Origin of the sequence: Acinetobacter sp. AHP123 (assembly GCF_023757925.1) — a bacterium.
Lineage (GTDB): Bacteria > Pseudomonadota > Gammaproteobacteria > Pseudomonadales > Moraxellaceae > Acinetobacter > Acinetobacter oleivorans.
Window position 1 is genome coordinate 24,517 of sequence record NZ_CP092455.1, and the last position, 12,780, is coordinate 37,296.

At 34.9% G+C, this 12,780-nt stretch carries 16 protein-coding genes; 6 read left to right on the plus strand and 10 right to left on the minus strand.

Features of this window, described 5'->3' with window-relative positions; genetic code table 11:
* The 8 genes from MJX77_RS19175 to MJX77_RS19210 form a co-directional block, all read right to left on the minus strand.
* The gene (locus tag MJX77_RS19175) at nucleotides 1-558 is read right to left on the minus strand and encodes a phage connector family protein (protein ID WP_252061364.1); all 558 of its coding nucleotides are present in this window, start codon (nucleotides 556-558) and stop codon (nucleotides 1-3) included.
* 99 nt (nucleotides 559-657) lie between these two features.
* On the minus strand, nucleotides 658-1,533 hold the full coding sequence (locus MJX77_RS19180; RefSeq protein ID WP_183176109.1) for a phage capsid protein: 876 nt from the start codon (nucleotides 1,531-1,533) through the stop codon (nucleotides 658-660).
* Nucleotides 1,534-1,746: 213 nt separating this feature from the next.
* Nucleotides 1,747-2,481 (minus strand): hypothetical protein, encoded by a 735-nt coding sequence (locus tag MJX77_RS19185; RefSeq protein ID WP_183176110.1) that lies wholly within the window; start codon nucleotides 2,479-2,481, stop codon nucleotides 1,747-1,749.
* Nucleotides 2,482-2,505: 24 nt separating this feature from the next.
* Nucleotides 2,506-2,700, minus strand: a complete 195-nt coding sequence (locus MJX77_RS19190) for a Bbp19 family protein (protein WP_114150300.1) — start codon at nucleotides 2,698-2,700, stop codon at nucleotides 2,506-2,508.
* Complete coding sequence (locus tag MJX77_RS19195) at nucleotides 2,690-4,366, minus strand: portal protein (protein ID WP_252061365.1); 1,677 nt, start codon at nucleotides 4,364-4,366, stop codon at nucleotides 2,690-2,692. Before MJX77_RS19195 ends, MJX77_RS19190 begins: the two co-directional genes overlap by 11 nt.
* A gap of 7 nt (nucleotides 4,367-4,373) precedes the next feature.
* The gene (locus MJX77_RS19200; RefSeq protein ID WP_252061366.1) at nucleotides 4,374-4,562 is read right to left on the minus strand and encodes a hypothetical protein; all 189 of its coding nucleotides are present in this window, start codon (nucleotides 4,560-4,562) and stop codon (nucleotides 4,374-4,376) included.
* A 720-nt stretch (nucleotides 4,563-5,282) separates the two neighbouring features.
* On the minus strand, nucleotides 5,283-5,675 hold the full coding sequence (locus MJX77_RS19205) for a hypothetical protein (RefSeq protein WP_183176112.1): 393 nt from the start codon (nucleotides 5,673-5,675) through the stop codon (nucleotides 5,283-5,285).
* Nucleotides 5,672-6,019, minus strand: coding sequence for a hypothetical protein (locus tag MJX77_RS19210; RefSeq protein ID WP_183176113.1), 348 nt, complete (start codon nucleotides 6,017-6,019; stop codon nucleotides 5,672-5,674). The genes MJX77_RS19205 and MJX77_RS19210 overlap by 4 nt, the downstream gene beginning before the upstream one ends.
* 153 nt (nucleotides 6,020-6,172) lie before the next feature.
* Here MJX77_RS19210 and MJX77_RS19215 point away from each other — a divergent pair, with 153 nt between their 5' ends.
* A complete protein-coding gene (locus MJX77_RS19215; RefSeq protein ID WP_114149632.1) occupies nucleotides 6,173-6,457 on the plus strand; it encodes a type II toxin-antitoxin system Phd/YefM family antitoxin in 285 nt (94 codons plus the stop codon).
* The gene (locus MJX77_RS19220; RefSeq protein WP_114161570.1) at nucleotides 6,411-6,677 is read left to right on the plus strand and encodes a type II toxin-antitoxin system RelE family toxin; all 267 of its coding nucleotides are present in this window, start codon (nucleotides 6,411-6,413) and stop codon (nucleotides 6,675-6,677) included. Before MJX77_RS19215 ends, MJX77_RS19220 begins: the two co-directional genes overlap by 47 nt.
* 6 nt (nucleotides 6,678-6,683) lie before the next feature.
* Here the strand turns inward: MJX77_RS19220 and MJX77_RS19225 are convergent, their stop codons facing one another.
* A complete protein-coding gene (locus MJX77_RS19225) occupies nucleotides 6,684-7,004 on the minus strand; it encodes a hypothetical protein (RefSeq protein ID WP_183176114.1) in 321 nt (106 codons plus the stop codon).
* A gap of 1,407 nt (nucleotides 7,005-8,411) precedes the next feature.
* Here MJX77_RS19225 and MJX77_RS19230 point away from each other — a divergent pair.
* From MJX77_RS19230 to MJX77_RS19245, 4 genes are all read left to right on the plus strand, one after another.
* Nucleotides 8,412-10,316, plus strand: a complete 1,905-nt coding sequence (locus tag MJX77_RS19230; RefSeq protein WP_034672691.1) for a DEAD/DEAH box helicase family protein — start codon at nucleotides 8,412-8,414, stop codon at nucleotides 10,314-10,316.
* A 250-nt stretch (nucleotides 10,317-10,566) separates the two neighbouring features.
* Complete coding sequence (locus tag MJX77_RS19235) at nucleotides 10,567-11,334, plus strand: phage antirepressor KilAC domain-containing protein (protein ID WP_052023850.1); 768 nt, start codon at nucleotides 10,567-10,569, stop codon at nucleotides 11,332-11,334.
* Nucleotides 11,312-11,590, plus strand: coding sequence for a hypothetical protein (locus MJX77_RS19240; RefSeq protein WP_125825056.1), 279 nt, complete (start codon nucleotides 11,312-11,314; stop codon nucleotides 11,588-11,590). The genes MJX77_RS19235 and MJX77_RS19240 overlap by 23 nt, the downstream gene beginning before the upstream one ends.
* Nucleotides 11,591-11,602: 12 nt before the next feature.
* The gene (locus MJX77_RS19245; protein WP_252061367.1) at nucleotides 11,603-11,917 is read left to right on the plus strand and encodes a hypothetical protein; all 315 of its coding nucleotides are present in this window, start codon (nucleotides 11,603-11,605) and stop codon (nucleotides 11,915-11,917) included.
* Between the two features lie 198 nt (nucleotides 11,918-12,115).
* On the opposite strand, the gene MJX77_RS19250 is transcribed toward MJX77_RS19245, so the two are convergent.
* Nucleotides 12,116-12,583 carry a hypothetical protein gene (locus MJX77_RS19250; protein ID WP_252061368.1) on the minus strand — a complete coding sequence of 156 codons (468 nt, stop codon included), beginning with the start codon at nucleotides 12,581-12,583 and terminating at the stop codon, nucleotides 12,116-12,118.
* Nucleotides 12,584-12,780 lie beyond the last annotated feature (197 nt).

Here is a 12,780-nt window from a genome sequence, read left to right on the forward strand (position 1 = left end):
TTAGCGACCTCTGATCAGTGAATAGTCTGAATCTTTAAAGAATTGTTGTGATGGTACTTCTTGTGCCTGTACTGCTTTTGCCTGCTTGATAAGCTCCTGACATTGCATGTAATAGCTGTCTGCTGTGCCTTGTGAGCCTGTTACAGCTTTAGTGATCTTTGATGCTAGATAAAGGATTAAGCATTCAATAAATAGGCTGTCGTATGTTTCTTCATTCTTGTTATCGAATACATAGACCAGGTTAAGTTCTGATTGATCTGAAAGAAGTCTGTCTGTTTCTACAACATAGTCTTCTTTATTTGCATTGATGATTCTGATTAGATCATCGGGTAATTGGAATTGATATGAATAGCCAAACTCAGGTTGAGTTGAGATTGGATTTAACTTAATGCGCTTGGTTGAGCATTGAAAAGGATGAAGTCTAAGTAGTGCTTTTCGACTTGAATCATAGACTGTTCTCATACGTCTAGCTGTACTTGTGTTCTCTTCAAAACTTGTAATTGAATCTGCTCCAATTAAAGATAAAGCTTGATTTGCTATGTCTGTCTTTGTCGTCATGTAGCTTCCTTAGTTATTGTTATTATTAGGTATTGAAAGCCCCCTACCCTGTTACAGATAAGGAGCTTTGATTTTTTGTTAGATCTATAGATAGAGCTATTAAATCTTAAACTTAAACGCTACTACTTTGAGTTCATTTGTCCTAACAGCCCCTACGGACTCGATATGCCCGATGCTGTGGAAACGGTTAGCTGTTTCAACTTCTACAATCTTTAATGGAGAGATAGAGTTAATACCTACTTCTACTGCTGATTTCGTGTAAGCCACACCTGTTGCAGATAAACCATCTGCTGCTGTAATGCCTTCATAATGAACCCACTGGAAACCTAAGAAGTTGCTGATCTCACCACGTTGGAGCATTTGTCCTGCAAGGTAATCTGCTGAAGTGAGAGTCGTATCTGCTAGTAAAGCATTTAGTAAGTCAGCGTTATACGTTACATAGATTTCTTCATCGTCAGCCAAGTTTTTAGTGAACTTAGTACGGATGTCGATAAGCAATTTTTTAGTGATCGGAGCTGTAGTTGTACCTAAGATTTGAGTAGCAGGAAGAGCTACGTTTGTATAAGTATCTGCACCAACTTCTTTACGTGGAGCGTTACCAAGAAGAGCGTTATATACAACTGAGTCTACTTTGCGATTCCATTTTGAATGTAAGCGAGTTAATAGTTGATCTTGTGGATTAGCTTTTAATTTAGGTAGATCCTGAATAGCCAGGCGACTGAAATTAGAGAAGTCATTCATTGTTGCTAAACGAGAAGCGAATGATGCATCTACATAAGATGTGTTACCGAAACGATCAGGAGTTGCCAGTACATCACCTAAAGTTCCCATTTCGTTTACGCTGAAAGAGCTGCCAGTTACAGAACCGATATTAGTTACTGTTGATAATAGTTTAGATTCTTTTTGTTCTAATAGTGCTACATAAGTATCTGCGTACTGACGTACAAATACTGAATCAATGCTTGAATATGCCATTGTTTAAGTGTCCTTTTAATTAAGATTTTTTTATTGTTTTTTTAGTTTTGTTAGAGCTATTATTAGCTCTATTTTTTATTGTGGTTGTAGAGCTTGTTGTTTGTCTCAGTTATCCATATCGGGCTGATAAGAAGTGATACAGGTCACATGCTCTACACAAGGACTCTGTATGGCTTAAAGCTTTATCTGAACGCCACTTCAGGAGCTATTTGTTTACTTTCTTAGGCTGTCGTAATACGAATCAATCTGAGCCTTCACTGACTTATGATCAGGATGTTTAGGATTAAAGAACGCTTCACTACGCATTAAAGATTGGATGTCTACGTTGACAGGTGTACCGTTATTGATCGGCTTGTCTTCTGTCATCTGTGATCCAAAGTAAGCAGCCATTTTGATAAAGGCTACGTTGTTTCCAATTAAAGGATTGTTGATCTGTTCGTCTGTAATGCCACATGCTCTAGCAGCTTTAACTGCATTAAATATGTTCTTCTCATAATCCTGACCCCAATCAGATTGAAGTGTCTGTACTGTTGTATCCGTATCTATCTGTGAGCTATTGGATACCAGGTCTACTGCACGTTTATCATACTCACTCAAAAGGAAGTCGAGTTGTTTGTTTGTGATCCCATGCTTGTGAGCTTCAGTTAAAAACTCTTTATTTGATTCATCTGCTTTAAATTCTTCAAAGTCAAAGTCTTCACGTTCTAGTTTGTACTCATCTACAGATTTAGGAGCAACTTCTCCTGTACCTACTTTCTTTTCCAGGTAGCTGTATGATTCATTCATCTTGGCTACAGTGGCTTTATAGTCTACTGATCCATCTTCTGCTGTTACTTTAAACTTCTCAGGAATAGCTGTTTCATTAGAGCTATTATTACTTATACTTAATACTGTAGATGCTGTTGTATCTTGTTCAATTGCTTGTGGTTGTTCTAAGTTGTCTGTCATTCTTTTTCTCTTTTTTAATTCTTATTACTTAGGTTGTTCTGCTTCTTTAATACGTGCCAAGATGAAGTTGATAACGTCATGTTGACCAAGATTAAAAGCTGTCTGTGTTGCTGAATCTTTATCAAATGCTAGTTTGGTATGGAAGATTGAAATGAGTTCATCTAATACTTCGATACCTTCATGACTTGTAAAGATTCTTTGATATTTATTACTGTTCAAACATTGCTCCTAACTGATCAGGTGTCATGTTCTTTGCTTGGTCCTTAGCTATGTCTAAGCCTGTCTGACCTACTTGTGACATGAGAGCTTGCTGTTGTTGTTGCTCTTGCATTGCTTGTTGTTGTTCTTGTTTGGCTTGCCTAAGTTCTGCTATCTCTTCATCTGTACGAATCGCTTCTACAGGTACTGATAATGCATCTGCCATGACTTGTACCATTGCATCCAGGTTTAGGTTATCCATCACTGTCTGATCAATCTGAGCCATCTGAGATACGTTCAGCATCAAGTTTTGAATCGCTGTTACCCATTCTAATTTTTGAGATGCAGCCATAGGATTGATGAAATTAAAACTAATACGTGATGCTTGCATTAACTCTTCAGGAGCAGGTGGTAGTACACCAGATCTCATACTCAAACCCCAGCATCTTTCCAGCAAAACTTGCAAATATTCGGACTGCATTCTCGAAAAAACAGATCCTAATTGGTTGCGGTACACGCTAACTCTTGCTTGGATCTCTGTAGCTGTTAATGGTGAACTGCCTTGAGGTGTTAATTGGTCACTCATCAAAGTACGTTTAATCTTCGCTTGGAAGTGTTGAAGGAAGTCTAGTCCTAGTCCTACTGAAGCTGATCCTGTATCCAATCGTTTAATTGCGTCTACACTGTTTGCTGCAATGATTGCATTAGGTCGAATACGAAGTGTATTAGGATTAACTACACCGTCATGCTGTGCTACCCATAAGCCACCCAAATTAAGCTCTGCTGTTTGTAGAGATAGTTTAGTTAGTTGGTTAGCTGTCTTAGCATCACTGATCACCATACTACCCATACCTAAACCATAGTGGCTGTCAGGTATCTTCTTGAATCGGGATACGATACATGGGAACTCTTCAAATCCTGATTCTTTTAGGATGTGTTTTGACTGAGATTCAATTGTGTATGAAGCGAAAGGCATTGATGTAGAAACACGTTTACCTTCTTCACCTTTAACAAACTTACTGTCTCTAGGGAAGATTGCTTGAACGAGTGTGAACTTCTGATCAGGTTTCTTTTCTAATGCTGTTTTAACTTTGTCTGATACGTTGTCTATTCCAAACTCAGATACGATCTGTTCTGCTGATAACTCAAACTCTCTATAAATTGTGTCGATCAACCCATTTGCCATTGTTGAGCTGATATAGCAGTTGCCAATAGACCAGGTATTAAATGTAAAACCGCCTTTGTCTCTATTCGTATCTGCATACAATACTGCCCATCCTGCGACTACTAAGTCGGTAAGAAAGTCTGTAACTTCTGAATCAAAGTTAGATGCATGGATATTTCTAAATAGGAATTGATCTACTTGGCTTAACCATTGTTCGCCTTGAGTCAATTGAGATGGAGTATCTACACCGCTTGGAACTGATTTAAACCAAATACTGACAGGGCTAGTAGTACCACTAACAATAGAGCTAACAAGTAGTTGTATTCCTTCTACTGCTGTAGTATCAAACAGCTCTGTACGAGCCTGTTTACGTTCTTGTTCTAAAGCTAATGCTGCTACATCTGTAAAGCTTTGCTGACGTTCAGGAGCGCAATATTTATAACATTCCTTCCAATGAGCTTCGTGTTTAATTCGATCTGATTTCAATTGACTTAGGCGTTTGAGTGTTTGTTGTGCCTTCATCTCGTTATTAAGTACCTGTATTCGTTTTAGGCGCAGATGAAAGGACTGTTTCTGTCAAACTGCCTAATGCTGTGCTTTGTTTATTTTTACGTCTTACTGCTGAGTTCTCATTTGCTTCTTTCTGTGCAAGCTCTTTGGCTTTTCTTTCGATTTCGGCAGGATCTTCTTGTTTGACGACTTTGGGTTTACTAGCCATAGCTGTATCAATACCTCTATTAATTTTTATTGTTCTGTTGTTGGGCGTTTATGCAGGCTTCTTGTCCTTCGGATCAAGCCAAACGATGAAGCTGTTTGTCTTGAGCAAAGCCAAGATCCTGAACGCTTGTCTAGGTGCGTCTTACTGTCTCTTTGTTCTAAAAGATACGTGGCATCCAATGTTGCAAAATGCGTGTGCGTGTACGTGCGTACATAGGTATATAGAAGGGCAATCTAATTCTTTATCTAGCACTTGGATCTATGCAGTCTTTTCTCTAGTTCTTGTTATTGTTGTACTGTAGTCTTTGTATTGGTAAGTATTAGATATTCTCTTTTTTAAAAGGTTAAATGTCTGTTTTAAATGCAGATCTTGTTTATTTTTATTATGTTAATAGCTGTATTAATAGAGCTATTAAAGAAAGCTCAGGATAGAAAGAGATAAACTAAACTGAGCTAAAGAGTGAAGCTCTGAAGTGATGTAGAACTTGTTAAAGTTTCATCTGAGCTAAAAGGGGATCGAACAGCCTACCTAAATAAGCTATTAGTTAAGGATGAAATAAAGGATATATAAAATGACTGACCTAGTTTTTATTATTACTCTTATTCAGCCTAAGTCGTTCTAAATAAGTAGTGAGAAATATATCACACTATTTTATAAATGTCAAGCCATAAACACTATATGTAGTATGTTTGTATTTAATAAACCACTATATATTGTTTTTTAACTCAAGCCATAATCACATACATCTTCTTTCGTTACCCTACCTTTACTCATTTGTTCCTGCTCAGTCTTCAATAATTTTTCTGCTGTTGCTTTTGTATTTAATGAATTTGATAAGTCCTTATTGGCTTCAGTAACTTTTATCAAATCTTCAAGTATGTTGAGTTTTTTACATTGCTGTCTTGAAAACTCCTTACTGTAATTTGCATTAAGTGCTTCTACAGCTAAGTCTTTAGCACTATTAAAATCATTAAGTAAGCTATAAACAGTCCAGTTAAATTGCTTCTGTCTTGTTTCTATAGCAGGAGAATCTGCTGCTTGTTCATAGTCTGCATGACTAATAGAGATACCAAATACACTTATAAGAGAGAGAAGGGCAGTCTTAATTTTCATTGTATAAGTTTTTGTAAAGCTTCAGATAGTTCAGTATAGCATTCAGTTGTTGAGCCGTTGAATGAGATTTTAGGCTTATAGTGATAGTCCTGCATTTCTGTTTTGAACTTTACTTCCATGTCATAGACTGCTTCTGCTGTATCAGGAAGTTCGAGTAGGATCTGCCAGTCGTATGGCATAGCTTTCACAGTACCGTATCGAGTTAAAATGTTATTAACTGTAATACCTAATTTGAAGAATGACTCTTCCTTATCCCAACATTTGATTAAGTAGAAGATAGGTTGACCACCGTTCTTGATTGATTGGTCTAGAAAAGACTGACGTTTGCATCCTTTAATTTTCATTTTAATGATCTCTTTAGCAACCCATTAATAGGTCTTGTAATAGGTCTTTTAATTAGTTATATTGTATTAAGGCTTGTAGCGTATCGTAATAAAACAAGGTCGGTTCTGGTTAATTGGCTACAGGTTAATGCAGAACATAATGAGTAAATTGGTATGAATAACATTGTCCACAGTCGATTTGTGGCTAGTGTTTCAGATCTAAAAAAGAATCCAATGGAAGTTGTTAGCAATGGATTCGGTGAAGCTGTAGCTATTCTGAATAGGAATAATCCAGCTTTTTACTGTGTTCCTGCTGATATGTACGAAAGGCTGATGGATTTAATTGAAGATAAGGAACTGATCAAGCTAGCTGAACAAGTCGATACTGAAGAAACAGTAAAGGTATCTTTAAATGAGTTACGAGCTAGAGTTCGCAAAAGCAGCTCTCAAGAAGTTTGATAAATTAAATCCTCAAATCGCTGATCAATTTATTCGTAAGTTGGAAGCAATACTAGAGAATCCGAAGATACCTAAAAATAAACTGAGTGGATCTAACGATCTATACAAGATAAAGCTTAGGTCCGCAGGATATAGATTGGTGTACCAAGTTATTGATGACAGGGTAGTGATATTAGTTCTTGACGTTGATAGACGGGACACCATCTATAAAAATATGTAAGATAAATTAGCCCTCAGTCTTTGATTGTTGGGCTTTTTTAGTACGTGGTTTAGATGTTTTATTAGTTTTAGGTTTATCTATCCCTATCAATTTGGATTGCTCTATAACGATCTGATTAGCATCCAGGGCATTGTAGATACCTATCTCATGAGTAGTAATAGAAAACAGTTCAGGATGTTTGAAATAGGATTCAAATAAGGAAATAGGAATAGTTGGTCCATTTAAAATCAATTTTAGTTTGGTTGTATCTGTAAATTCAGGAATGATGTCTGAATATGTGACAAGTACGAGCTTGTCAGCTTGATAGATTTTATATACTGAATACATAGTTTCTCTTTTTATTAGAAGTTTTATTTATTATTTTTGATGTCGTTTTCATATAAATATTAGTTATAGAAAACAGATTAATATATAACATATTTTTATTATATTGTCAATCCTTATAACTTTTAGGAATAAGAATACCTATTCTACATAGGCTATTTAAAACTATTTTTTGGAATACCAAATAAACAGAGTAGAAGCAGACAGTTCAATATAGAGTCCGTGTTGGGTACGGTAGTACACAATATGGATGATAGATTGAATACTGTCTGTTAATGGTTGATATGGTGCTGTGTCCGTTAGGATACAGTGACATATAAAGCATGTTACAGATACTAGATCTACAGAATCAGATAGAAATACCAATTCTATTTTTAAATTAATAATTAATTATCTTTTTAAAAGAAAGAGAAAGCTTTTTTCTATTCTTATATCTGATTGGTATTGAAAGAAAACAGGTTAGTAGGCAGTCAGTTCGATGTTTGATATGGATACGTGCCTGTTAAGGTACGGATACAGATTAAAGATTGATTACTGACTGTTAAAGGTAAAGTCATGTTTGTGTCCGATAGGATACAAATATGGTTTTAGCTTGTTACTTCTAATTTATTAAATGTGGTTTCAGTGGCTTTGCATAAGAGTAGGAACGGAACGTCAGTTCTGTTTCTGGTCTTATCACTGAATACTATTAGAATGGAATGAGATCTGAAGCTCCTTAGAGCTTTAGATTGAATGGTTATTCATTGCTTAATTCTTTTATTCTTTAAAAACAAGAAACAATAAATTCATATCTGTTGATAACTTCTACTTTTCCATTACCCTACTTGTAATAGTAATGCAGAAATGTCAAAAAAATTAGACAATTTTATTTATAAAACCACTTAAAAACCCAATACTTATATGCTTATTTTAGATTTTATACACTGTCTAATTTTTTTAGAACATCTTTTTAATTTTTAGACTCTTTTAAATTTAAACTTTGAGCTGTTGTTGCGAACAACCAACATCTAAATCGAGTCACTATAGAAACAGAGCAACGTCAGATCAAAGTATCACGCCCATGATGGTATCAGATAATTGAAACTATTTGTTGGCGTGAATAACGCACCTTATTTTTTAATTGCAGTTGTGAATCAGATGTCTGATTAGGGGAATTTTTCTGTCTATTTTTTTCTAAAAAAGCTCTATTTCTCGTATAGAAATGCTAAATTTATTAGATGATCATTTATTTTACTTTATATAAATATCAATAACTTATATATTATTTACAATAATTTAATGTCAAAAAAAATAGTTGACATTGGTATTCAGATTTTATACAATATCCGAAACAGGGGATAAGCACCCTCTAACTGCTTAAACATATATAAATGACATGAAAATATAAGACCTATTTAGGTACACCCAATAATGGAATTACAAGATTTAATCATTGACGATGCAGTAAGTATCGAACAAAACACTCAAGAAAACACAATTACAATCAAAGCAGGCGACTCTTCTAAACGCCTTTCAGATCTTATTAAAGACTTTCCTGAAAATTGCTATATAAATAAACAAATTACTGGCTGTGGCGGTACAACCCTTGTTTTAAGAAATGACGTTGATTATGTGGTATTAGTACCATACGTTAATTTACTCAAATCTAAAGTTGCTGATAACGATCACCTAGACCATATCAATATCATTAAGCGTGGTGGTGAATGGACTGATAATGATGCTGAGATTTCTGAACAATTAGCAGATCGTTCAAAGCCAAGAAAGATTATCTGCACATTTGATTCACTCCCTGCCTTGATGAAGATTAAAGGTTTTGTTCCAGGTGAGTTCAAGCTACTTGTTGATGAAGCGCATACCCTTGTTAATTTAGGTTCATTCAAAGCCCCTAAATGCGAGTTCATTCTGCATAACTACAGTAAGTTTGCATCGTATGTATTTTTGACAGCTACACCAACTAAACGTGAATATTTCCCTGATCTGATTGGATATTTACCTTTATGTACAATTGAATGGGATAACGTAAGAGCTGTTAAATTTAACCTACAAAGATTAGATAAAGGTGTAAGTATCAACAATGCCTTATTTAATTTATGTTTAAGCTTCTTACTTGGTCGTGAAGAAGGCAACGCACATATCTTCTATAATAGTGTCAAAGAAATCACTCAAGTTATGGAGTGGTTAAGCAAGATTGTTGGTACTGATGGAAAGCCTGTTTTTAATCGTGATGAGATCCGATTGATTTGTTCTAAGTCTGCTCGTAATGAAAAGAAACTAGATACTAAATTAGGTGCATGGGGATTAGTTGACGATGTTGTAGAAAAGCCAGTAGGTAAGCTGAACTTCTATACCTCTACAATGTTCGAAGGTGCTGATATTTATGATGAGCATGGTAAAACCTACATCATCATTAATGGTTTACGTGATTATACCAAGATTGATTTTGCAGTCCTTGTACCTCAAATTTGTGGTCGTTTAAGAGACAGCCAATATAACGAATCTATCAATATTTTATTGAGCAATGTTCCTGAAGTTGCAAGTTGCACTAAGGAAGAATGGCAATCAAATGTTCTGACTAAGATTAAAGGTTCAAACGATTTACTTGAAGCTTTGAATAGTCCGACCAATAAAGATAAGCCTGCTGTTGTAAAAGCACTTTTAGACAGTATCGGTAAAGACCCATACATTTTCTTAAACGATGAAACCAAACAATTCTATGTATCTGATGTTGCTTTAAAATCAGAACTTCAATCTTTTGAAGCTATGGAAGCAACGTATGTAGTACGTGATGTTGAAGGCGTTGATCATAACGCTTCAGGTTATTCAGCTTCATTCCGTGAACTATTAACTGATGAATCAAAACAGGTTCAATTTACTAGCCCAATCTCAGGTATGTCTAAGCTCTTGAGTGGTTATCAAAGTTTTAGTGAAACGATGGAAGAGTACGTTTCTGCTAAAGAGAAGCAAGATGATCAAATCGTTGCCTTGATTGATGCTCGAAATAAGAACTTTGCTAAATACTATGATGCTCTTGGACCTGAAAAGATCAAAGCATTGCGCTATAGAAATAAAGATATTGATGAACTGTATGAAGCCCAATTTGCTGCTACAGACAATAAACGCACTATCCAGACTAGATTAGCTCTACGTTTAAGTGATTTTATTTCTAACGCTGAAGCAAAAGAGAGATTAAGAACAATCTATGAAGCTTTAGAAATTAATAGAACTCCAAAAGCAAAAGATTTATTTGATTGGTATGATTTAAAACCAACAAAATTTAAAGGTGAAAATGGATTATTGGTTATTAAGATCAAATAATTTTATTTTATCCAATGTTTACTTGCTATTTTTATGATTCACTATCATATTTTATCAGGTGTTGCAATACTATTTTTATTTTGATATACTTCTCAACATAAAGAAAACAATAAGAACATTAGTGGGGCATAGTCAGCCCATATTTAAAAACCTCTCTGACTATAAACAAAACACAACTCAAAATATTAAGTCTGCATCCAATCAGGATTATAAGCGGACTCAAAATTATTTTATTCAAAGGATATAAATTATGACTTCATTATCATTACAAACTCAAAATTCTACTCCATTTAATACAGCTATTATTACAGCTAATACCGTACCAACTATGACAAGCTTGGAAATTGTAGAGTTTATTAATAACCACAGACAAGCTAACGGTAACGAAACAGTTTTAGCCCATTCAGACTTTTTGAAAAAAGTGCCTGAAGTTCTTGGTCATTTAGTTGCAGGAAATTTTTCCTCCATCTACAAAGACAGTCTTAACCGTGATAAGCCATGTTATGTATTCCCAAAACGTGAAGCTTGTTTAATGGCAATGTCGTACAGCTATGACTTACAAGCAGAAATCTATGATCGTATGACAGCAATGGAACAGATGGTACTTCAACCAAAACTACCAAGTAATTTCAAAGAAGCTTTACAGTTCTTAATTGAAGCAGAAGAGCAGAAAGAGCAACTAGCTTTACAAGTAGCTCAACAACAACAAGTAATTGAAGTGATTCAGCCTAAAGCAGATGTGTATGACATCATTGCTAATCGTGACAACACATACACCATAAGAGATACAGCTAAACTTCTTAAAATGCGTCCTAAAGATCTTACTGATTGGCTATTAGCTAACGGATGGATATATGGAAAGACTTCAGCAACTTACAAACCATTTGCTGCACATGACCGTAACCATTTAAAACTTGTTGCTTCAAACTACGGAACTCAAGTTCGAGTGACAGGTAAAGGCTTAGTTTGGTTAGCACGTAAACTGAAAGTAGAGCTTGAATCAAGTGATTTTGAATAAGTTTAAGGGAGCATGGGAGGAACTAGATCAGTTCCTTTCTACCTATGATTTATCAATGCTTACTGAGATGGATAAGGACCAGGTACATAGCCTATTGGAAGAGATCTATCCTGAAAGAATCTCATCAAAACGCATCATCAAATATAAAGACCACAAAAAGAAAGAACATACACATACTGAGTATTTCATTAACGCTGAAGAAGCTGAAGCAATACTCAAAAGGGCGAGGGAACTAAGCATTCCCTTTAAAGATTAACCAGGACTAGGAATGAAAAAATTATCAAAAAAAGAGTACAACAACATCGTAAAATCAAAGATCTTACAAACAGGTTTATATAACGGTAGGTCAGTTGAAGAAGTTGATATTGATGACGAGCTATATGCTCACCTTGACGAGATCCGCCAAGACTACAAGAAAGGTGTATTAACAGCCTTCAATGCTGATGCTGAAATAGCATATAACTTCCTCAAATATGAAAACGAATATGCAGATGACCTAGATATTGATTATGGTATTGATGACTTGTACGGCTCATATTCAGACAACATGAAAGACATTAATACACATTTTGGAAATTACTAATGATCCCTACTATTATCACTTTATATATCATCACAAGCTTTCTAGTAACGCTACATTTAATTGATGTAAAACTAGATGACAGACATTCAATTTCACTATTACAATTTATTGCCCTTAGATCTATTGGAGCTAAAGGCATTTATTACAAAGACTGATTTTCCTTTAACCCCTGTTTCCTTAGTTGGAGCAGGGGATTTTTTACGCCTTTATAATAGGTATTAATAACTTTTTTACTTCTTCTTGGTAAGGAACATAGTCTTTATAATATTGATCCTCTAGTTTTTGGAAAATATCAATTGATTCTTTTGTTCCATCGTAGGTAAAGTTTTTGAAAGTTGATTTTAACTTTAAAGGAGTATCTCCTTCCAAAAGATCGCCTAGTAATTTTAAATCAGATTTGACCTCTATAACCGTATGCTCTAGTTGAGACATAGTATTTATCATATAAGGTTTTAAGTTATTGAACTCGTCACCACTGATCTCCCAGATTCTATTAAATTTTCGAGAAGGATCGTGTGTTAAACTAGAAACTAAATCTAATTTATTCCAAATTCTTTGTGCTATATCTGAACAAAGTTTCGTATTATGTTGTTCCTTCCAATTATCATAAAAGAAGTAAGCTGCGATAGGAGCAAAGAGAGTCGCATCAAATACTAATAGATTCATATAAGCTCCGATGCTACTACCATCACCATAAACTTTGTAATAATTACAGAACCATATAAAAATGACAGTGGTTAGAAGCCAAATAAAAAAGAATACTTTAAACATTAACCAAAACAGAAAATTTTCTTTATATACAGATTTAAAAAATTCCATATTACCCCCAAATTAATGCCGTACATCATACATTAACCTGTTAC